The organism is Arthrobacter nitrophenolicus, from assembly GCF_000332815.1.
Taxonomy (GTDB): Bacteria; Actinomycetota; Actinomycetes; order Actinomycetales; family Micrococcaceae; genus Arthrobacter; species Arthrobacter nitrophenolicus.
Window position 1 is genome coordinate 23,282 of sequence record NZ_AOFD01000029.1, and the last position, 20,640, is coordinate 43,921.

At 67.0% G+C, this 20,640-nt stretch carries 14 protein-coding genes, 6 pseudogenes and 2 riboswitches; of the genes and pseudogenes, 14 read left to right on the top strand and 6 right to left on the bottom strand.

Translation table 11 applies throughout. The features are described from left to right. Window positions 1-2 precede the first annotated feature (2 nt). On the bottom strand, window positions 3-236 hold the full coding sequence (locus tag G205_RS11720) for a hypothetical protein (protein ID WP_009358150.1): 234 nt from the start codon (window positions 234-236) through the stop codon (window positions 3-5). Between the two features lie 206 nt (window positions 237-442). Here G205_RS11720 and G205_RS11725 point away from each other — a divergent pair, with 206 nt between their 5' ends. Together G205_RS11725 and G205_RS11730 are read left to right on the top strand one after the other, a co-directional pair. Next, entirely contained in the window at window positions 443-826 is a 384-nt protein-coding gene (locus tag G205_RS11725) for a cold-shock protein (RefSeq protein WP_009358151.1), read from the top strand. A 6-nt stretch (window positions 827-832) separates the two neighbouring features. Next, complete coding sequence (locus G205_RS11730) at window positions 833-1,441, top strand: DUF3027 domain-containing protein (RefSeq protein WP_009358152.1); 609 nt, start codon at window positions 833-835, stop codon at window positions 1,439-1,441. 82 nt (window positions 1,442-1,523) lie between these two features. Here G205_RS11730 and serC read toward each other — a convergent pair whose 3' ends face one another. Continuing rightward, entirely contained in the window at window positions 1,524-2,654 is a 1,131-nt protein-coding gene (gene serC / locus G205_RS11735; protein ID WP_009358153.1) for a phosphoserine transaminase, read from the bottom strand. Between the two features lie 283 nt (window positions 2,655-2,937). On the opposite strand from serC, the pseudogene G205_RS11740 reads away from it, so the two are divergent. The 10 genes and pseudogenes from G205_RS11740 (at window position 2,938) to G205_RS11780 (ending at window position 14,121) form a co-directional block, all read left to right on the top strand. Then, window positions 2,938-3,632 (top strand): annotated as a pseudogene (locus G205_RS11740) (iron-dependent transcriptional repressor DtxR). A 137-nt stretch (window positions 3,633-3,769) separates the two neighbouring features. Beyond that, window positions 3,770-3,984: riboswitch (cyclic di-AMP (ydaO/yuaA leader) on the top strand. A gap of 10 nt (window positions 3,985-3,994) precedes the next feature. Then, on the top strand, window positions 3,995-4,816 hold the full coding sequence (locus tag G205_RS11745) for a M23 family metallopeptidase (protein ID WP_009358155.1): 822 nt from the start codon (window positions 3,995-3,997) through the stop codon (window positions 4,814-4,816). A 128-nt stretch (window positions 4,817-4,944) separates the two neighbouring features. Next, a riboswitch (cyclic di-AMP (ydaO/yuaA leader) is annotated at window positions 4,945-5,123 on the top strand. A gap of 70 nt (window positions 5,124-5,193) precedes the next feature. Continuing rightward, window positions 5,194-5,871, top strand: coding sequence for a C40 family peptidase (locus G205_RS11750; RefSeq protein ID WP_009358156.1), 678 nt, complete (start codon window positions 5,194-5,196; stop codon window positions 5,869-5,871). Window positions 5,872-6,027: 156 nt separating this feature from the next. Beyond that, window positions 6,028-6,798: an NlpC/P60 family protein gene (locus tag G205_RS11755; RefSeq protein WP_009358157.1), complete on the top strand. Its 771-nt coding sequence runs from the start codon at window positions 6,028-6,030 to the stop codon at window positions 6,796-6,798. A 292-nt stretch (window positions 6,799-7,090) separates the two neighbouring features. After that, window positions 7,091-7,591, top strand: coding sequence for an HNH endonuclease (locus tag G205_RS11760; protein ID WP_009358158.1), 501 nt, complete (start codon window positions 7,091-7,093; stop codon window positions 7,589-7,591). A 51-nt stretch (window positions 7,592-7,642) separates the two neighbouring features. Next, a complete protein-coding gene (mobA, locus tag G205_RS11765) occupies window positions 7,643-8,152 on the top strand; it encodes a molybdenum cofactor guanylyltransferase (RefSeq protein WP_235046898.1) in 510 nt (169 codons plus the stop codon). A 176-nt stretch (window positions 8,153-8,328) separates the two neighbouring features. Continuing rightward, window positions 8,329-8,433 (top strand): annotated as a pseudogene (locus tag G205_RS22850) (DUF6457 domain-containing protein); the annotation flags it as partial. Between the two features lie 184 nt (window positions 8,434-8,617). After that, window positions 8,618-9,981 (top strand): annotated as a pseudogene (locus tag G205_RS11770) (molybdopterin molybdotransferase MoeA). Between the two features lie 110 nt (window positions 9,982-10,091). Beyond that, on the top strand, window positions 10,092-10,970 hold the full coding sequence (gene fdhD / locus G205_RS11775; RefSeq protein WP_009358160.1) for a formate dehydrogenase accessory sulfurtransferase FdhD: 879 nt from the start codon (window positions 10,092-10,094) through the stop codon (window positions 10,968-10,970). 119 nt (window positions 10,971-11,089) lie between these two features. Beyond that, a pseudogene (locus tag G205_RS11780) lies at window positions 11,090-14,121 on the top strand (alpha-mannosidase). A 264-nt stretch (window positions 14,122-14,385) separates the two neighbouring features. Here the strand turns inward: G205_RS11780 and G205_RS11785 are convergent. Both G205_RS11785 and G205_RS11790 read right to left on the bottom strand, forming a co-directional pair. Then, window positions 14,386-15,123 carry a hypothetical protein gene (locus G205_RS11785; RefSeq protein ID WP_009358161.1) on the bottom strand — a complete coding sequence of 246 codons (738 nt, stop codon included), beginning with the start codon at window positions 15,121-15,123 and terminating at the stop codon, window positions 14,386-14,388. Continuing rightward, on the bottom strand, window positions 15,120-15,857 hold the full coding sequence (locus tag G205_RS11790; protein ID WP_009358162.1) for a hypothetical protein: 738 nt from the start codon (window positions 15,855-15,857) through the stop codon (window positions 15,120-15,122). Before G205_RS11790 ends, G205_RS11785 begins: the two co-directional genes overlap by 4 nt. Window positions 15,858-16,095: 238 nt before the next feature. On the opposite strand from G205_RS11790, the pseudogene abc-f reads away from it, so the two are divergent. Then, window positions 16,096-17,762 (top strand): annotated as a pseudogene (gene abc-f / locus G205_RS11795) (ribosomal protection-like ABC-F family protein). A 29-nt stretch (window positions 17,763-17,791) separates the two neighbouring features. Beyond that, window positions 17,792-19,704: pseudogene (locus tag G205_RS11800) on the top strand (ABC transporter ATP-binding protein). Between the two features lie 31 nt (window positions 19,705-19,735). Here G205_RS11800 and G205_RS11805 read toward each other — a convergent pair. Together G205_RS11805 and G205_RS11810 are read right to left on the bottom strand one after the other, a co-directional pair. Then, on the bottom strand, window positions 19,736-20,164 hold the full coding sequence (locus G205_RS11805; RefSeq protein WP_009358163.1) for an NUDIX hydrolase: 429 nt from the start codon (window positions 20,162-20,164) through the stop codon (window positions 19,736-19,738). Continuing rightward, entirely contained in the window at window positions 20,161-20,640 is a 480-nt protein-coding gene (locus G205_RS11810; protein ID WP_009358164.1) for a DUF6314 family protein, read from the bottom strand. Before G205_RS11810 ends, G205_RS11805 begins: the two co-directional genes overlap by 4 nt.

Sequence of the window (20,640 nt, forward strand, 5' to 3'; positions counted from 1 at the left end):
CGTTACCGCTGGTCCGGCTTTCCTGCCCGGCGCCGCCCGGCAACACTGTCGAGGACGAGGAAGAGCATGAGGAGGAACGCCACCGGCAGGCCGTACAGCGCCGCGTAGGTCACCCATGACGGCGCCACCGAGCCGGCAAAAGCGAGGGCCATCACTGCTCCCACTGCCGCCAGGGAAAGCACTGCAATGACTGCGGCCGCGATCATGATGGGCCGCCGGTAGCGCGAGGGTGTCATGGACGTAACGCTACAGCGCCCCGGGCGCCCGGCGTGAACGCTGTTACCCGGCCCCTGTTGAAAGCGTGAATAGGGCACCGGGCAGGATAACCTTGAAGGATACAGACCAACACGGTTAGAGCGGCCATACCTTGAACCCGCACAACAATGCGGATGCGGTGGCGGCTGGCTGTGTCTCATGACAGTAGAAGAAGAAGGTTGATTACGTGCCTACCGGCAAGGTCAAGTGGTATGACAAGGACAAGGGCTTCGGGTTCCTCGCAGGCGAGGACGGCCAGGAGGTTTTCCTGCCCAAATCGTCGCTGCCTGAGGGCGTGACGGAGCTCAAGGCCGGCACCCGCGTGGAGTTCGGAGTGGCCGACGGCCGCAAGGGCGCCCAGGCCCTGGGCCTGCGGGTGCTGGACAAGACGCCGTCCATCGCCAAGGCCAAGCGGCCCTCCGCCCGGGACCTCGCGCCGCTGGTCCAGGACCTGGTGAGCGTGCTGGACAACCTGTCCGGCACGCTGTCCAAAGGAAAATACCCGGAAGGCAACAAGGGCAAGGCCATCGCGGCTGCCCTGCGTAAGGTTGCCGACGAGCTGGACGTTTAGCAGCCGATGAGTCCGGAAGCTGAACAGCCGCAGACGCAGGTGCAGGACACTGCAGGCGCCGCGACCGCTCCTGCCGCGGGAACAGCCCCGGCGGTGGCCAGGAACGCGCCCAAGCGCCGGGCCGGCGTGCCAGTATGGCGGACCGGCAAGCCGGACGCCTTCCTCGCCGGTGCCGTGGAGACGGCCCGCACCGCGCTGGAAGGCATCACCGCCGCCGCGGACATCGGACGGCACCTCGCAGCCAAGAGCGAAGGCGACCGCCTGGTCACGCACCTGTTCGAGTCCAAGCTGGCGGGCTACGTGGGCTGGCAGTGGTACGCGGTGGTGACGCGCAACTCCCGTTCCAAGGTGGTCACCGTCAGCGAGCTGGGCCTGCTGCCGTCCGAGGACTCGATCCTCGCTCCGGAGTGGGTGCCGTGGGCTGAGCGTGTCCGGCCGGAGGACGAGCAGCAGCAGGAGCCGGAAGCCACCGAAGCTGACAGCGAACCGGCGTCCGGCGCAGCGGTTGCGGAACCTGACGCTGATGCCGGGTTCACCGGATCCGACGCCTCCGATGCCGATTACACGGATGAACCTGCCCCGCAGCCTTCGGCGAACGACGCCGGCAGGGAGTAACTGCTGGACGTCCCCTTGACGGGAAACACAGACGGCGCCGTCCGGGCGAAACCCGGGCGGCGCCGTCCTACTTAAGGAAAGGCTACTTGCGGAGTTCGCCCACCACGTAGTCGATGCTGGCCAGCAGTGCGGAGACGTCATCCGGCTCGATGGCAACGAACGTCGCAATCCGGAGCTGGTTGCGGCCAAGCTTCCGGTACGGCTCAGTGTCCACGATGCCGTTGGCGCGCAGGACCTTGGCTACAACGGCGGCATCCACGGATTCATCGAAGTCGATGGTGGCAATGACGTTGGAGCGCTCATCCGGGTTGGCCACGAAGGGCGTGGCGAACTCGGCGGCGTCGGCCCAGCTGTAGATGCGTCCTGCCGAGTCGGCCGTCCGGGCGGCAGCGAAGTCCAGCCCGCCGTTTGAGTTCAGCCACTGCACCTGGGCGTCCAGGGTCACCAGGGTGGACAGGGACGGGGTGTTGTACGTCTGGTTGAGGCGCGAGTTGTCAATGGCCGTCTGCAGGTCCAGGAAGTCGGGAATCCAGCGGCCGCTTGCCTTGATCCGCGCGGCGCGCTCCAGGGCAGCGGGGGAGAACAGCCCAAGCCACAGGCCGCCGTCGGAGGCAAAGTTCTTCTGCGGGGCAAAGTAGTAGACGTCGCTCTCCGCCACATCGACGTCCAGGCCGCCGGCCGCGGAGGTGGCATCCACCAGCACCAGGGAACCCTCATCCGCACCTGCCACCCGCTTGACCGGAGCGGCTACGCCCGTGGAGGTCTCGTTCTGCGGCCAGGCATACACGTCAACGCCGGCTTCTGCCTGCGCCGCGGGCCGGGTGCCGGGCTCGGACTTGATGATGGAGGAGGCGTCCAGGAACGGCGCCTTGTTGGTGGCGGCCGCAAACTTGGAACCGAACTCACCGAAGGACAGGTGCTGTGCCTTCTTCTCCACCAGGCCGAAGCTGGCAACATCCCAGAACGCAGTGGAACCGCCCACGCCCAGGACAACCTCGTATCCTTCCGGGGCGCGGAAGAACTGGCTGAGGCCCTCGCGGACTGAACCGACAAGGTTCTTGACCGGTGCCTGCCGGTGGGAGGTGCCCAGGATGTTCTTCGATGCGGCGGACAGCGCATCAATCTGCTCCTGGCGGACTTTGGAAGGTCCGGCGCCGAACCGCCCGTCCTTGGGAAGGAGGTCGGCAGGAATAGTGATGCTTGGTTCGCTCACGGGGGCTCCAATTTCGGCGTGGACGCGGCTGAGGTCCGGACGGGTGGATGGTCGCTGGCGCGCAGTCGGCGATGACTGCATCGAAGGCCTTTCCCATTCTGCCTGAACAGCTGTTTGGGCGGGAACCGGAACCGTCATAGTCCAGCCACTGAGACGGCCTCGCGGGCGGCTTCCAACTATTCGGACTAAGTCAAAATAGGCTAAGCTAGCCAACGGACTACGTCGCGGTGAACAGCGATACGGTGGGACAACGCAAGGTACTGCGCTCGAGGAGCTGAGCTGGATGACGGATCTGATCGACACTACGGAGATGTACCTTCGGACCATTCTGGAGCTGGAAGAAGAGAACATCGTCGCCCTGCGGGCCCGTATCGCGGAACGCCTGCGCCACTCGGTCCCACGGTGTCCCAGACCATCGGCAGGATGGAGCGTGACGGGCTGGTGGTGGTCTCCGGCGACCGCCACCTGGAGCTCACCGAAATCGGCCGCAAGCGCGCCACCGAGGTCATGCGGAAGCACCGCCTGGCGGAGCGGCTCCTGGCCGACGTGATCGGGCTGGACTGGGCCTATGTGCATGACGAAGCCTGCCGCTGGGAGCATGTGATGAGCGAACGGGTGGAGCGGCGCATCTACGAGATGCTGGACCATCCCACCGAATCGCCATACGGCAACCCGATTCCGGGCCTTGCCGCGCTTGGTGGCCAGCCCTCCCTTGCCTCCACCGATACGGTGACCAGCCTCCTGGAAGCCATGAAGTCCTACGGGCCTGCGTCGGAGGTCACGGTCAGCCGGCTGGCGGAGCCCATCCAGGTAGAGCCGGAACTGCTGTCCCAGCTTGATGAGGGCGGCATCCGCCCGGGCGCCGCGGTAACCCTGGAGCGCGTGGGGGACTACATCTCGGTCCGGGTGCCGGGCATTGAAGGCGCCCTGGAACTTCCGCCTGAAGTTGCCGCGCACGTGTTCGTTCACGTCCGCTAGGAAGTCTTTCCGCCGCAGCGTGACGTCGGTAACGCCAAGATAACGGAATTGTTACCAAGGGCCTTAAGCCCCTATAGTTGAACCGAGCGTTGATACAAAAGCGTTACCTGATCCGGAGCCGAGCTCTGCCAGCGGATCGGGAGCACGAGTCAATAACTGGCAGAGGCGGGGGAACCACAAGCGGCAGCGGGGGACTGCCTTGGGGTGAAGTCCGTCAGCAGCAAGCCTCTTCCAGTGAAGGAATCCCTCAGCGGGATATCTCTGTGCCGAAGCTTGCTTACGGCGGACCGGGTCTTTGAACTCTCTGACCCGAATCCGACAGCTAACTTCGCAGGCTTTCCAGAGAGGAATCCTTCTTGTCCATGCAGACCTCCAGGGGGCGCCGCCGCGCGGCAGGCCCCGCTTCGGCGCCGCGTGTCGTCGAAGTCATCCACACGGAGCGCCCCCGCGATCTCCACCGTGATGCGCGCCGCCGTCGGGGTCCGTTCCGGCAGATCACCGAGTTTGCCTCGGCGAGCGGTATTGGCCAGAAGGCCGGCGTGGCCCTGGCTGCCACCGGCCTGGTGCTCACCGTCACTGTCCCGGCCACCAGCCCGGTCATGGCCACCGATGAGGCGGGCATAGCTCCAGTTGCAGCCTCGGCCGTCACCCCGCAGCCCGCGATTTCTGCCGAGGCCGGGGCCCAGATCGACTTCAGCCGCTCGGCCGTCGTGACCCAGGCAGACCCGGACGGCAAGCTCAAGCAGCTCCTGAGCGCACAGTCCGCCGGCGCCGTTTCCCGGGCCGCTTCCGCAGGAAGCCTGGGCGCCCCGCTGGCGTCGATGAGCACAGCCTCCCCCTTCGGTTACCGCGTCAGCCCCATCACCGGCGGATCCGGCGACTTCCACCGCGGTCAGGACTATGTTGCCCAGTGCGGCACCTCTGTCCTCGCGGCCGCCACCGGCACCGTAACGTTCGTCGGCTGGCACCAGTTCGGTGGCGGCAACCGTGTGGTGATCGACCACGGTAACGGCCTGGAGACCACTTACAACCACCTCTCGTCGTTCAATGTGTCCGAAGGCCAGACGGTCTCGCGCGGCGACGTTGTGGCACTGAGCGGCACCACCGGAGCCTCCACCGGCTGCCACCTGCACTTCGAAGTGCAGGTCAACGGCGAAGTCGTGGATCCGACAGGCTGGCTCTAGTCAAATGATGGCTGACTCTCGAATTAGCGTGACCAGTCGTGACCTGAATGTGACATTCGCTCGAAACTCCTGTACCGTCTAACTCGCGTCAACTTTTCCGAAGTTGACGCTCTTGTGCGGATTGCCTAACTCTGCCACCGCTCAAGGTCCGTTCGCATTTCATCGTCTGGCAGGGGCGGGGGAACCAATTTTGGCCTTCTTCACGGAAGGCCTTGGGGTTAAGTCGCAAAGCTTCCTTGAAGCGGCGCGGCCGGGTGACTCCCATCCGAATCCGACAGCTCACCTCGCAGGCATTGGGAGAGGCTACCTTCGTGTCTTCACGCCAGAATTCTGCGCGCCACCGTGCGCAACCGGTTCGTACCAACCCTTTGGACGCAGTGTCCAAGGCCGTTAGTGCCAACGCCGGGACAGTGGGTCGCCAGGCTGCTGTAGTTGCAGCCGCGTCCGGCCTTGTCCTTGGCATGGGACTGCCGGCCACCGCCGCGGACACCACCGCCGGCATCTCCGCTTCCACCGAGTCCGGTTCCGCGCAGACCGCCCTTGCAGTCACCGCAGCACCCACCGCCACCGTGTCCTTCGAGCGGCCGGTGGTCACCACCGTCGCCGCTCCCGTTGTCGAACGGGTGACCCCGCAGTCCACCTCTGACGACGAGGACGAGGCCGCCGCTTCCACCGCATCGACCGTGGCGGAAAAGGCTGTTGCTGCCACCGCTTCTGCGGCAACTTCCGGCCTCGCCGCCATCGCCTACACCGGCATCGGCAGCCCCTACGTCTGGGGAGGCACCAGCCCCACCTCCGGTTGGGACTGCTCGGGCTTCACCCAGTGGGTTTACGCCCAGGCCGGCATCAGCATCCCCCGCGTGAACGCATGGACCGCCATGACCCCCACCTCCACCCCCCAGCCGGGTGACCTGGTGATGCAGAACGGCGGCGCGCACGTCGGCATCTACGTCGGCAACGGCATGATGATCAGCGCCCTCAACCCTTCCCAGGGGACGCTTCTGCACTCCGTAGCCGCCACCGGCTCCTCCTCCTTCTACACCCTCGCAGGCTAATAGTTCTTGGGGCTTCGGCCCCGGGAACTATTTCTTGCCCGCAATTTTTCGCTAGATCACCATCCCCGTTCGGGGCGCGCCGACGTACCCCCAAGATGCCGGCGCGTCCAAACTCTCGGTTGCCCACAGGCCCGAGGAAATCGAAAGAGAGAACTGATGACTACTCGTGCTACCGCACGGCACCGCGCCGAGGTCACTAAAACCAGCTCGATCGCCATCATTGCCAAGGCTGTGGGCGACAACGCCGGCGGCGTAGGACGCCAGGCCGCCGTGATCGCCGCGGCTTCCGGTCTCGTCCTGACCAGCGGCATCGCGGCCAACGCTGCCGACGCCAACTTCCAGCGCGACTCGGCCCCGGCGTCCGCCCTGGAAGTTGAATCCGCTATCGAAGCGCCCATTTCCGCGGCTTCCACCATCGCCATCACCTACGAGAAGCCGGCCGTGACCACCACGCCTGCTCCCGTGGTTGTGGAAGAACCCGAGGTTGAGGTGGAGGAAGCCGCGCCGGCCCCTGCCCCCGCTGCCCAGCCGGCTGCCGCTCCCAAGGTCACCGCCACCGTTTCCGCTGCGTCGGCCCCCGCCGCACCGGCTTCCGCCAGCGGCAAGGGCGCAGCCATCCTGTCCGCCGCGTACGCCCAGCTTGGTGTCATGCAGGACTGCACGATGCTGGTTACCAACTCCCTGGCCGCGGTCGGCATCAACTTCCACGACTGGCCCGCAGGTTACCTGTCCCTGGGTCGCACCGTGAGCGCGGCCGAGGCCCAGCCCGGCGACCTGATCTACTACGCTGACGGCGGCGCCGGCATGGCACACATCGCTGTTTACGCAGGCAACGGCCAGGCAGTCCACGGCGGCTACAACGGCAACCAGACTGTTGTCTTCAGCGCCAACGTTGGCTCCGGCCCGGTGTTCATCCGCGTCGACTAGAACCCTCCGTTTCCGGCCGAAGCCCCCGACGGCCGGCGATGGAGCAAGGACCCCTGCCCGCAAGACAGGGGTCCTTCCCCTTTTAAACTGCAGCGGCAGCCGCCTCGGGCAGGCGCGTGCTTGCGCCGTTGGCGGTGGCCTGCTGGCGGGTCCGGGACAATTCTTCCGGGACGGCGATTACCTGATAATGCGCTTCTGTGTTTACTCTTGTGATGTCGATCCATAGCCCGGACATGCCGAGGGCAGCCGGCCCTCGTGCCCCTGACGGGTGCGGCCGTGAAGAGGTACGTGCATGCGCACTCTCGTTCTGAATGCTGGATATGAACCGCTGGCGGTTGTGACTTTCCGCCGGGCGCTGGTGCTTGTGCTCACGGGCAAAGCGAGCGTGGTGGCCGAAGGGGACGACCCCGTGGTGGGTCCACAGGAAATACTGGGCCGCCCCTCGGTAATCCTCCTCAACCGCTACATCCGCCCGCGCTACAACCAGGCCACCGCCGTCAGCCGCCGGGGTGTGCTGAGACGCGACGGGCACAAGTGCGCGTACTGCGGCAAGGCTGCGCACACGATCGACCACGTCCACCCAAAATCACGCGGCGGAGCCGACTCCTGGGAGAACCTCGTGGCAGCCTGCCTCCGCTGCAACAATGCCAAGGGTGACCACACTCCCGCGGAAATGGGCTGGAAGCTCCGGTTCGTTCCGGAACCTCCGCGCGGCACCATCTGGCAGATCAAGGAACTGGAGAAGCCCACCACCGCGTGGGACCCGTTCCTGCTGCCGGAGCGCGCTGCCTGACGGGTCCTTTCCTGTTTATGCGTCCCTGCCTGCGCTGGCTAGGCTGGAACCGTGCAAGATCCGCTGCCGCATTTTGATGCCCTGATCCTCGCCGGAGGCCGGTCCTCCCGGCTGGGCGGAGTACCCAAACAGCACCTGCTTTTCCGTGGCGCCACCTTGCTGGAACGTTCCCTCGATGCGGCGTCCGGTGCCCGCCGGACTGTGGTGGTCGGACCGGATCCGGGGCGCCTGCCGGAAACCGTCCTATCCTGCCGGGAGCAGCCCGAATTTTCCGGTCCCGCCGCCGCCATCGCTGCGGGGCTGGAGGTACTGTCCCGGGGCGGGGGAGAAGCCGAGTACACGTTGGTGCTTGCCTGCGACATGCCACTGGTGGCCGACGCCGTGGTCCGGCTCTCCTCCGCACTGTCAGCGGAACCGGCTGATGGCCCCGGCAAGCCGGACGTGGTCATGGCCGCAACCGACGACGGCACGCCCCATGGCAGGGCCCAGCCGCTCGCCGGTTTTTATCGCACGGCTGGGCTAAAAACGCCGTGGAGGATCTCGCTGCCCGGGGAGCCTTAATCAACGGCTCCGTCCGCTCGCTCCTTGCTAGTCTGGACGTGCAGCTTGTCACCGTACCCGCCGCGGCCACAGCCGATGTGGACACATGGGACGATGCCGCCGCGCTAGGGATTGCCGCCGGCCACCAGGACGATGACCAGGGCCGGCGCAGCCGCAGTTAACTTGGGAGGCAGTTCATGAAAAGCCAGGAAGAGACGCTGGAGGAATGGTGCAGGTCACTGCTCCAGGCCTATGAACTCGAAGACGTCCAGGTGGATGTCAATGCCATTCTCTCGCTTGCCGGAGTGGCCGCCCATTCTGTAGTGCGCCCGGCCGCGCCGCTGACCACCTTCATTGCAGCTACGCCGCCGGCCTCGCCTCCGGGGCAGGCCATGCAACAGACGCCGCCTCCATGGACTCGGCCCTTGCCGTGGCCCGCTCCCTGGCCGCCGACTACGATGCTGAAGCCGCCGGGACCCCCGGCGAATGACCGAGGACGCCCCCTCAGGAGCTGGCGAATCCGAAGGGCAGGAAGCGCACCACCATCTGGCCCACACCTGGAAGAAGCCCGGCAGGCAGCCTTTGATGCCGCCACGCCGATCCCTGCCGGGCCTGTAGCACTCGGGCTGGCCCTGGGACGCAGGCTGGACCAGGACATTGTGGCACTGCAGGACATGCCGCACTATGCCTCCTCCGCGATGGACGGGTGGGTCGTCAACGGGACAGGGCCCTGGATTCCCGCCGAGCCCGGGACCAGGCTGGCGCCGCACCAGGCCAGCCCCATCGTGACCGGCGGCCTCATACCACCCGGAGGGAAGGCCGTCCTCCGCAGCGAGAATGCCGTACTCGCCGAGGACGATGACGGGCTGCCCATCCTGACAACGGGCGGCAGTGCCCGCCCGGGTGAGCCCCGAACAGGCCAGCACATCCGGAAGGCAGGCGAGGAAGCCTTGGAAGGCGACCTCCTGGTGGCTGCCGGCGTGGAGTTGAACCCGGCCCATCTGGCCCTTGCGGCCCTCGGCGGATACGACGAGCTGCGTGTCCAGGGCAAACCGCTGGTGCGGCTCCTGCTGACAGGCTCCGAAGTGGTGGCGCAGGGGCTTCCCGTTCCGGGCCAGGTGCGGGACACGTTCGGTCCGCAGCTTCCCGCAGTGGTCACGATGCTGGGCGGCATCCCCGGCGGCCAGCAAAAAATCGGTGACTCCTATCCCGAATGGCTCGCGGCCCTGGAGGACGTGGTTCCGGAGGTGCCGGGCGTGCCGGACCTGCCTGCCGACGTCGTGATTACGACCGGCGGGACCGGACCTTCCGGCACCGACCACCTGCGCAGGGCGGTGGCCGAGCTGGGCGGGCGGCTCCTGGTCGACGGCGTGGCCATGCGGCCAGGCCACCCCGCCGTGCTGGCCGAGCTGCCGGACGGCCGGTTCGTGCTGGGGCTGCCGGGCAATCCGCTGGCCGCGATGATGGCGCTGTGCACGGTAGGTGCTCCGCTGCTCGCTGCACTGGGTCACGGGACCATGCCGGCCGTGCAGCAGGTACCCTCCGGCACAGTAATCGAACCGGATCCCGGCCGCACGCGGCTGATGCCGTTCCGCCTCCTGTACGGCATGGCGTCGCCTGCCCAGCACACGGGGCCGGGGATGATGCGTGGGCTGGCCTCGGCTGACGGGGTAATGGTGGTGCCGCCGCACGGCGTGCAGCTGGGCGAACCCGTGCCGGCCTTTGCGCTGCCCTGGGGCCCGCCCATTCCCGCGCCTGAGGCAACCCCCGCCAAAGCGAAGCCGAAAAGCGGCCGGGCTGCAGCCAAGCCGCCTGCGGGTCCGGTGGACTGGAGTGCCCTGCTTGGGTAGGCAGGATGTCCCCGCCCCGCAGGAGTCCCCGAGCGTTCCGGGCAGCCGCCCGCTTCGGTTGAGCGGGGGCACTGCGGTTGCCATGATGGAGCTATGAACAGGCAGGAAGCATGGGACGCGTAACCCAGCGCCGCAAGGTGCACAAGTATTTGCTGGACGGCTCGCCAAAGGCCCTCGAGTTTCCGGTCCGGCACCGGGAGGACGTCCTGGCGGTGGAGGAACCGCTGGAGATCCGGCTGGGACGGATGTCCTTCTCCGTCACCATGCGTACTCCGGGCGACGACTTTGACCTGGTGGCTGGATTCCTGGTGTCCGAGGGCGTCATCTGGAGCGCCGACCAGCTGGTGTCCCTGCGGTTCTGCGCCGGCGAGGACGAAAACGGCATGCAGACCTTCAACGTGGTGGAAGCCCAGCTGCGGCCCGACGTCCCCCTTCCGGACACGGGACGCAACGTCTATACCTCCAGTTCCTGCGGCATCTGCGGTACGGACTCCATAGACTCGGTCCGGAAATCCTCGCACTACAGCCCCCAGGACGATCCCGTCACGATGGACGCGCACGTGCTTGCGTCGCTGCCGGCGCTGTTGCGGGAATCCCAGCGCGTCTTTGAGGAGACCGGGGGAGTGCACGCGGCCGGGCTGTTCAGGATCAATGACGACGGCGGCGCCCAGCTTCTCTGCCTCCGTGAGGACGTGGGGCGGCACAATGCCGTGGATAAGGTGGTGGGCTGGGCCCTGCGCGAAGGCCTCCTTCCACTGCGCGGCACGGTGCTGCAGGTCTCCGGGCGGGCATCCTTTGAACTGGTGCAGAAAGCCGCCCTGGCCGGAATTCCCGTGCTCTCCGCGGTCAGCGCGCCGTCCAGCCTGGCGGTGGAACTCGCGGAGGCGAGCGGCTTGACGCTGGCGGGCTTCAGCAGGGGAACCAGCCTCAACGTGTACGCCGGCGACGCACGGGTGCTCAGGCCGGTGGCTGAGGTTCCGGCGTCCTGAGGCGGTTGCAGATGCCCACGGATGATCCTGGAGGGGTTGGATAAGAGGCTACTAGCGGGTAGATTTGTCCATCGAATGGACACCATGGTCCACTTCCACACTCTAAAAGAGGGCACACATTGCATGATGACCGCCGGATAACGGAAGTCCGCCTCCACAGGTTTGTGCGTGAGCGCATCACCCCTTCCGTCTACGGCCGGATCCTCCCCCTTGCCTTGAGCAGCTGGGATGTGCCGGACGAACCGGTCCCTGCACTGGAGGCCATGCGGCAGGAATTCCACCCGCAGGAGCATGGCGCCGCCTGGGGCAAACCGTGGGGCACCAAGTGGCTTCGACTCCAGGGTGAGGTCCCCGAATCCTGGGGCACAGAACCGGACACCACGGTGGAAGTGCTGGTGGACCTGGGATTCACCATCGAGACGCCGGGATTCCAGTGCGAGGGCATCGCCTGGCGGCCGGACGGAACCATCATCAAGGCCGTCTCGCCGCGGAACCAGTACATCCCGTTGAAACTGCTGGGCGGCGGCATGGCGGTGGACTTCTATGTGGAAGCTGCGGCAAATCCCGACGTTGCCCAGGGCTGGACCTTTGCCGCAACCCCCTACGGGGACAAGTCCACTGCCGGAACGGCGCCGCAGTACAGGCTGGGGACCATTGCGATCGCTGAACTGAACCAGACCGTATGGGAGCTCCAGCAGGACGTCTGGACCCTGGCAGGACTAATGGAGCAACTGCCGCTGGAGCTTCCCCGCCGGCACGAAATCCTCCGCGCCCTTGAACGCATGATGGACGTCATGGACCCGGACGACGTTGCCGGAACGGCAGCTGCCGGCCGCGAAGCCCTTGCCGGCGTCCTGGCCAGGCCTGCCTATGCATCCGCCCACCAGCTGGTTGCCACCGGCCATGCCCATATCGATTCCGCCTGGCTGTGGCCGGTCAGGGAAACCATGCGCAAATGCGCGCGGACGTTTTCCAACGTTGTGTCACTGATGGACGACAACCCGGACTTCGTCTTCTCCTGCTCATCCGCGCAGCAGCTGGCATGGATCAAGGAGTTCTACCTGAGCTCTTCAGCAGGATCCGGGAAAAGGTATGTTCCGGCCAGTTCGTGCCCGTAGGGGGCATGTGGGTGGAATCGGATACCAACATGCCCGGCGGCGAGGCCATGGCCCGCCAGTTCGTGGAGGGCAAGAGCTTCTTCTTGTCGGAGTTCGGCATCGAATGCCGTGAAGCGTGGCTGCCGGATTCGTTCGGATACTCCGCAGCACTTCCGCAGATCGTGAAGTCCGCAGGCAGCCGCTGGTTCCTGACCCAGAAGATCTCCTGGAACCAGACCAACCGGATGCCGCACCACACCTTCAACTGGGAGGGCATTGACGGTACCCGCCTCTTCACGCACTTCCCCCCGGTGGACACCTACAACTCCGAACTCAGCGGCCGGGAGTTGGCCCACGCCGAACGGAACTACCGGGACCACGGGCGGGGAACAGTGTCACTGGTTCCCTTCGGCTTCGGCGACGGCGGCGGCGGACCTACCCGGGAAATGCTCGCCGCTGCGGCCCGCACCGCCGACCTGGAGGGATCGCCGAAGGTCCGGATCGGGTCCGCGGAGAGTTTCTTCCGGCAGGCCGAACAGGACTACACCTCGCTGCCCGTCTGGGTGGGGGAGATGTACCTTGAGCTGCACCGCGGAACGTACACCAGCCAGGCCCGTACCAAGAAGGGCAACCGGCGCAGTGAGCACCTGTTGCGGGAAGCCGAACTGTGGTGCGCCACGGCAGCGGTCCGGACCGACGGCGCCTACGCCTACCCGGCCGCTGAGCTGAAGCGCCTCTGGCGGCTGGTGCTGCTGCAGCAGTTCCACGACATTCTGCCCGGCAGTTCCATCGCCTGGGTCCACCAGGATGCCGAGCGCAACTACCAGGCGATCGAGGCCGGACTGGAAGCGCTGATCGGCCAGGCCGCTGCTGCGGTGCTCGGCTCGGGGGAGCGGGAGTTCCTCCTCAATGCCGCGCCGCATGCCAGGGATGGCGTGCCCGCCCTGGCGGCGGGAGAACCGGCCTTTTCTTCCGAAGCCGTCAGCGCAACGGCCGAAGCAGGCGGATACGTTCTGGACAACGGCGTCATCCGCGCGGTGCTGGACGCGAACGGCCTCCTGACATCCCTGCGTGATTACGCCAGCGGCCGGGAGGCCATCGCCCCTGACCAGTACGGCAACCTGCTGGAACTGCACCGCGACACGCCCAATGAATGGGATGCCTGGGACATCGACGAGTTCTACCGGCGCAACGTCACTGCGCTGACCGGTGCGGAATCTGTCCGGCTGGAAGGCGAAGGCGGGGCCGCCGTCGTGGTGGTGGAACGGCTGGCCGGAGCCTCTTCGATCACGCAGCGGATCACGCTGGCGCCCGAGAGTCCGTCGCTGTCGATCACCACCTCGGTGGACTGGCAGGAACGGGAGAAGCTTCTGAAGCTAGGGTTCGCCCTGGACATCCGGGCCGACCGCTCGGCTGCCGAGACGCAGTTCGGGCACGTCTTCCGGCCCACCCACATCAACACGTCCTGGGAGGCGGCGAAGTTCGAGATCTGCGCGCACCGCTGGATCCACGTTGCCGAACCCGGCTACGGGGTGGCGGTCTCCAACGCGTCCACCTATGGCCATGACGTGGCCAGGAACGTCAGGGAGTCCGACGGCGGCACCACCACCACCGTGCGCCTGTCCCTGCTGCGCGCTCCCAAGTTCCCGGACCCGGAGGCCGACCGCGGGCTTCATGACCTGACCGTCACCATTCGTCCCGGCGCCGGCATTGCCGAGGCTGTCCAGGAGGGCTACCGCACCAACCTCGCACCCCGGATGGTCCGCGGGGCCGCGCCCGTTGAACCGCTGTTCTCGGTAACCAACCCAGCCTTGGTGATTGAAGCGGTCAAGCTGGCTGAGGACGGGTCGGGCGATGTGATCGCCAGGCTCTACGAGTCACTGGGGGAGCGCTCCACCGGGAGGGTCACTGCCAACTTTGCTTCAGCGGCTGTCCGCGCCGTCGATCTGCTGGAGCGGGACGTCCAGTCACCAGGGGTAGAGGCCGGGGCCGGTGGTGCCACCCTGCAGCTGCGCCCGTTCCAGCTGGTCACGCTGAGGTTCACCCGCGCATAAGTTCCACAGAATTTCTGGCTGATATGGCGACTTCAAGGCCCCTGAAGTCGCCATATCTGGCCAAAAACTCAAGCGAAATGGGCCTTAAATAGGCTGAGTGGGGGCGGTCCCCAACGGCCGCCACCACTCATCCCCCAATGTGTGCAAAGGCCCCCGGGACAGGGAGCGTTCAAGAATTTATCCCCGTTCGTAAACGCCCCTCGGTCCCACCTTCACACATTCATGATTGTTTCACATTCTAATGATTTTGTGAAAGCCGCTTGGTTACTTTTCGGTAGATGTCCTTTGCCTGCCCATGCTCTTGCCGTTTTGCACCCTTGCGGCCCAGATCAGCGCAAGCCCGATCACAAAGCACAGCACCGCCGTGTAGTTCACCACGAACTCCACGGCGTCCCAGGACCGGGGAATGAACGGGAACAGCAGTGAGAGGGCGATGGCGACTCCGCCCAGCGCCAGGAGCCCGGCCGCTATCCGCACGAGGACGGGCAGGCGGCTCCGCACTGCACGGACCATGGCAGGCAGGAGCACCAGCGAAATATAGGACGGGTAGGCCCGGCCGGCTGCCCCGTAGTACTCCACCAGGACGGCGTTGCGGGCGTCCCGCCGGGCCGGTCCCACGAGCCCTGCCGACGATCCTGCGGTGTCCATGAGGAAGAACACGGCCACCATCGCCACGGAGATGGCCAGCAGTACGATCATCCCCGCCCTTCCGGTGATGAGCCGGTAGGCGCCCTCGGCACCGAACCCCTTGGTGACGCGGATGCCCAGGAAGAAGATGGTGGCGAAGATGACGAACCGCAGGAGGAGGTTTGCCAGATTGATCCCGCCTAGCGCCTGGTCGATCACCACGTAGGGCGCCTCGATGCTCAGCAGGATGGCGAGGGTCATCAGGGCGAAGATATAGAAGGGCGACCGGTTCTCACCCCGCAGCAGGCTGGGTACCCGCGCTATGGCGGTCAGGCCGCAGACGGCCAGCGTGGCCCATTGAAGGATTTCAATCATCCCAGGTTCTCCCAGATCTTTTCTGTCTGTGCTTGGTCCTGCTCTTGGCGCCGCAGTACTTTCCCCAGCGCCTGGAGCCGGTCCCCGGCAAGGGTGGTGAGGTCGCCGTCGGACATGCTGTCCAGGGCCGCCTGGCGCGCACCCGGCGGCCAGCCTGCCTCTTCCTCCGTGATCAGCCCGGTGGCCACCAGGCCCCCTGTGGGCCCCACCCCGGCTGCCCGCGAGGTTGCGAGGGCAAGTTCCGGGGAGAGCCGGTTGGCAGTCAGCTGGGCGGAGTAGTTCTGGGGCGCCACCCCGGTGGCAGCCGAGACGCGGTGCCGCACCTCGCCGTCGTCAATGGCGTCCACCCAGTTCTTCACGGAGGTTGCATGCGGGGCGGGGCTGAGGGCGGGCGGCTGTGGTCGTGGCCTCCCCGCGGGGTCCATGGCGGGGCGCGCAAGCGCTGCCTGCAGCAGGTCCGGGGTCGAAATCTGGCTGATCAGCTCGCAGCGGGTAGGCGGCGGGAGCGGGCCGGCCAGTTCGCGGTAGTCATCGAAATACGCCAGTGCGGCGACCGGATTGACGCTGTAGGCCCGGGCGATGCTGACCACGGTGGTAACGGAGACCTTGCCCCTGACCAGCTGCTGGGCGAGCGTTGTCCTCTTTATCCCGGAGACCCTGCAGACGTCTGCTGTGCTGGCATCGGGGGCGATGCCTTGCAGCCAGCGCTGGAACGCCTTGGCGGGAAGGATCATGGGGTGCTCTCTGCAGAACGGACGGTGAATCAATTTTAGCGTGCCGCCAAACCTCGCCGATTTTACCGCCGGTGCTGTTTCGACTATGCTTGATGGTCGAGCCCGTTGGTCCGTACACCCCCCCAAGTCCGGACCAGCGGGTTCTTTCATGCCCTGCGCCGGGATCCCCGGGATCCGTACGGCGGCGCCGGCCCTGCTCCGGCAGGAAACCGGGCTGGACCGGTGAAAGGATGGACCAATGACTGCAACCCTTGTTGCCAAGGACATCGCGGGCGGACATGACCACCGCCAGCTCTTTGCAGGACTTTCCCTGACCGTCGCTCCCGGCGATGTTGTGGGCGTGGTTGGCGCCAACGGCGCTGGCAAGACAACCCTGCTGCGGATCCTCGCCGGTGCGGACCAGCCGCAGGCCGGGACTGTCAGCATGGCTCCGGCCGACGCGTTTGTGGGCTGGCTTCCCCAGGAGCACGAGCGGGTGCCGGGGGAGAACGTGGCAGCCTACATTGCCCGCCGCACGGGCTGCGCCCAAGCTACCGCCGACATGGAATCCACTGCGGAGGCACTGGGCGGCGGCGCACCGGGCGCCGACGATGCCTACGCCAGGGCCTTCGACCGGTGGATGGCCTCCGGCGCCGCCGACCTCGACGACCGCATCCCGGCCGTCCTCGCCGATCTCGGCCTGGAAGCGGGCGCCGACGCCCCATGACCGGCCTCTCCGGCGGCCAGGCCGCCCGGGTGGCGCTGGCTGCCCTGCTGCTGAGCCGGTTCGACGTGGTGCTCCTGGACGAGCCCACCAACGATCTGGACCTGGCCGGGCTCGCCAGGCTGGAGGACTTCGTAAAGGGGCTGCGCGGCGGCGTGGTCCTGGTCAGCCACGACCGCGAGTTCCTGGCCCGGTGCGTCACCACCGTGGTGGAGCTGGACCAGGCACAGAACGCCGTCTCGGTGTACGACGGCGGGTATGACGCCTACCTGGAGGAACGTGCAGTCGCTCGCCGCCACGCCAGGGAGAAGTACGAGGAGTTCGCCGCCACGAAGGCCGACCTGGTGTCCCGTGCCCGGACCCAGCGGGAGTGGAGCTCCCAGGGTGTCCGCAACGCCATGCGGAAAAGCCCGGACAACGACAAGATCCGCCGCGCGGCCAGCACCGAGTCCTCGGAAAAGCAGGCGCAGAAGGTCCGGCAGATGGAATCCCGGATCGCGCGGCTGGATGCGGTGGAAGAACCGCGGAAGGAATGGCAGCTGCAGTTCTCCATCGGCCAGGCCCCGCGGTCCAGTTCCGTGGTAGCCACCCTCCGCGACGCCGAGGTCCGCCAGGGCGGGTTTACCCTGGGACCGGTCAACCTGCAGCTCAACGCGGGGGAGCGGATCGGCATCACCGGTCCCAACGGTGCAGGCAAGTCCACGCTGCTCCGCCTCCTCCTCGGCGCCGTTGAGCCCGACGCCGGCAGCGCGTCCATGGGCGCCTCCGTTGCCATCGGCGAAATTGACCAGGCACGCGGGCTGCTGCAGGGGCACCTGGCCTTAGCTGACGCCGTCGGGGAAGTCCTTGGCGACATGACCCCGGCGGAGGTCCGCACCCTGCTGGCCAAGTTCGGCCTAAAGGCCGACCACACCGGGCGGCCCGTTGATTCCCTCTCGCCAGGGGAACGCACCCGGGCCGCGCTGGCCTTGCTCCAGGCGCGCGGCGTGAACCTGCTGGTCCTGGATGAACCCACGAACCACCTCGACCTGCCGGCCATCGAGCAGCTCGAAGAGGCACTGGACAGCTACGAGGGTGCCCTGCTGCTGGTGACCCACGACCGCAGGCTGCTCGAGAACGTCCGGCTGGATGTACGTTGGGAACTGGACAACGGCACGGTCACCAAGCAGCACATCTCAAGCAGCATGAGGACCGACAGTTAGGGAACTACTTTGACCGCGGAGCAGTATCGATGAGCATGGAACAGGTGGCCCGGGGTTCCCTTTACAACCTCGTCAGGGCCAAGAGCGGATCCAAACCGTTCTCCAAGGAAACCCTCAAGCGGGTCCTGGCCTTTGCCCGGCCGCACCGCGGCAAACTGCTGGCCTTCGTGGCCATGTCCGTTGCGATGGCCTTCCTTGCCGTGGCAACCCCGGTCCTGGCCGGCCAGGTGGTGGACGCCATCGTGGCACGCGCCAGCGAGGGCGAGGTCATCCGGCTGGCCCTGCTGATCGCCGTCGTCGCTGTGGCCGAGGCGGGCCTGGGCCTGGTCAACCGCTGGCTGTCCTCCACCATCGGCGAAGGCGTGATCCTCGACCTGCGCACCCGCGTCTTTGACCATGTCCAGAAAATGCCCATCGCCTTCTTCACCCGCACCCGCACGGGCGCCCTGGTCAGCCGCCTGAACAATGACGTCATCGGCGCCCAGTCCGCATTCGCGGGGACCTGTCCGGTGTGGTCAGCAACGTGGTGGCCCTGGTCCTGACCCTGGCGGTCATGCTGGGCACCTCGTGGCAGGTGACGGTCCTGGCCATGGTCCTGCTGCCGGTGTTCCTGGTCCCCGCCCGGCGGATGGGATCGAAGCTGGCGGACCTGCGCCGCGAGGCGGCCGAACACAACGCGGCCATGGGCACGCAGATGACCGAACGCTTCTCCGCCCCGGGCGCCACCCTGGTCAAGCTGTTCGGCCGGCCGGCCGACGAATCCCGGGAGTTCGCCGTCCGCGCCGGCCGGGTCCGTGACATCGGCATCCGGACGGCCATGCTGCAGTTCACCTTCGTGACGGCACTGACGCTGGTTTCCGCCCTTGCCCTGGCACTTGTCTACGGCCTGGGCGGCTGGTATGCCATCACCGGCCAGCTGGCCGCGGGCGACGTGGTGGTCCTGGCTCTGCTGCTCACCCGGCTGTACGCTCCGCTGACGGCGCTTTCCAACGCGCGGGTGGAGATCATGAGCGCCCTTGTCAGTTTTGAGCGCGTGTTCGAGATCCTGGACCTCAAACCGCTGATCCAGCAGAAGCCCGGCGCCGTTCCGGTACCGCCGGGTCCCGTGTCCGTGGAATTCGACGACGTCCGCTTCGCCTACCCGTCCGCGGACAAGGTGTCACTGGCCTCACTGGAGGAAGTGTCCACCCTGGACACCCGCGGCGGCGAGGAAGTGCTGCACGGTATCAGCTTCCGGGTGGAACCCGGGCAGACGGTGGCGCTGGTCGGGTCCTCCGGCGCCGGCAAATCCACCATCGCCCAGCTGCTGGCCCGGCTGTACGACGTCGATTCCGGCGCCGTCCGGCTGGGCGGCAGCTTGCCGGGTTCCGGCCTGGACCTGCGGGACGCCACCTTCGACTCCCTCCGGGACACGCTGGGCATGGTCACCCAGGACGGCCACCTCTTCCACGAGACCATCGCCTCCAACCTGCGCCTGGCCCGGCCCGACGCCACCGAGAAGGACATGTGGGACGTCATCCGGCAGGCACGGCTGGAGACGATGATCCGGTCCCTGCCGGATGGGCTGGAGACCGTGGTGGGGGAGCGCGGCTACCGGCTCTCGGGCGGTGAGCGCCAGCGCCTCACCATTGCCCGGCTGCTGATCGCCCAGCCCCGGGTGGTCATCCTGGACGAAGCCACCGCGGCGCTGGACTCCACCAACGAGGCAGCCGTGCAGGCAGCCCTGGGTGCCGCACTCGAGGGGCGCACCGCCGTCGTGATTGCCCACCGGCTGTCCACCATCCGCGCCGCCGACGCCATCCTGGTGGTGGAGGACGGGCGGATCGTGGAGCGGGGCACCCACACCGAGCTGCTCGCCGCCGACGGCCGCTACGCGGAGCTGTACCGCACCCAGTTTGCCGAGGCGACAGCCGTGGCGCAGGAGGCAGTCCCCGAGCTGTAGGGGTTCCGCCGGCGGCGCGGACTATGCGCCGCTACGCGCCTGCGTCCCGCGCCGCCGCCAGTTCCGGAAGGATATGGTCCGTCAGCAGCGGGGCCAGGTTCGCCGGCAGCGTGGCGCCGTTGTCGAGGGCAGCCAGGTCCAGCCAGCGGATCTCGGCGATTTCGGCGGACGGGTGCGCCTGCCAGGTGCCGGGTGCCCGGAACACGGTGGCCTCGATATCCGTCGCGGCCTCGTTCGCGGCGTCCGCGATCCAGACGCCCATCAGCTCCAGGTCCTGCGGATCGATGACGATGCCCACTTCCTCGGCGAGCTCACGGGCTGCCGCCTGGACAGCTGATTCGCCGGCCTCCGGTTTGCCGCCGGGATGCATGAACATTTCCGTGCCGCGCTTGCGGACGGTCAGGAGCCGGCCGGAGGGGTCGAAGACGCAGACGGCGGACACCACGATGCGGGCTTTCATGCGGCCCCGCCCCGGACCAGGTGCGATGTCAGCAGCAGGTCCTTGCGCGGTCCGGTCACGTCCCAGCTGTAGCTGAAGCGGTCAGGGCCATTAAAGGTGTAGGCCACGCGGTAGGTGTCGGGATCGCACCAGTGGTTGTCCAGGTTGGCTTGCGGGGTGAAGCTCATCCGGTGGAAGGGCCGCCCGTCGGGAAAGAACACGTCCAGGGCGTCGGGCCGCCCGGCGGGCCGCAGCAGGTATTCCCGGAAGGCGGGGCCGGTGAAGGAGGGCCAGCGCATGGTGCCTTCTTCGCGGAAGGCCAGGCCGCCGTCGTCGTCGGGGACGAAGCGTACGACGCCGGTGAAGGTTCCGCGGGTGCCGTTGGCCCGGTCCAGCATGTCGCGTTCGACCGTCCACAGGCCTGCTTTCTGGGCAGTACCCGCAGCGGGCCCCAGCAGGTAGGCGCGGAGTTCGAACTCCGGGGGAGGAACGTTCAA

What these genes read in the sequence shown, in the direction of transcription:
- G205_RS11720 (WP_009358150.1), bottom strand. Translation starts at nt 236, where the DNA reads ATGACACCCTCGCGCTACCGGCGGCCCATCATGATCGCGGCCGCAGTC.
- G205_RS11730 (WP_009358152.1), top strand. Translation starts at nt 833, where the DNA reads ATGAGTCCGGAAGCTGAACAGCCGCAGACGCAGGTGCAGGACACTGCA.
- G205_RS11745 (WP_009358155.1), top strand. Translation starts at nt 3,995, where the DNA reads ATGCAGACCTCCAGGGGGCGCCGCCGCGCGGCAGGCCCCGCTTCGGCG.
- G205_RS11755 (WP_009358157.1), top strand. Translation starts at nt 6,028, where the DNA reads ATGACTACTCGTGCTACCGCACGGCACCGCGCCGAGGTCACTAAAACC.
- G205_RS11760 (WP_009358158.1), top strand. Translation starts at nt 7,091, where the DNA reads ATGCGCACTCTCGTTCTGAATGCTGGATATGAACCGCTGGCGGTTGTG.
- fdhD (WP_009358160.1), top strand. Translation starts at nt 10,092, where the DNA reads ATGGGACGCGTAACCCAGCGCCGCAAGGTGCACAAGTATTTGCTGGAC.
- G205_RS11785 (WP_009358161.1), bottom strand. Translation starts at nt 15,123, where the DNA reads ATGATTGAAATCCTTCAATGGGCCACGCTGGCCGTCTGCGGCCTGACC.
- G205_RS11790 (WP_009358162.1), bottom strand. Translation starts at nt 15,857, where the DNA reads ATGATCCTTCCCGCCAAGGCGTTCCAGCGCTGGCTGCAAGGCATCGCC.
- G205_RS11805 (WP_009358163.1), bottom strand. Translation starts at nt 20,164, where the DNA reads ATGAAAGCCCGCATCGTGGTGTCCGCCGTCTGCGTCTTCGACCCCTCC.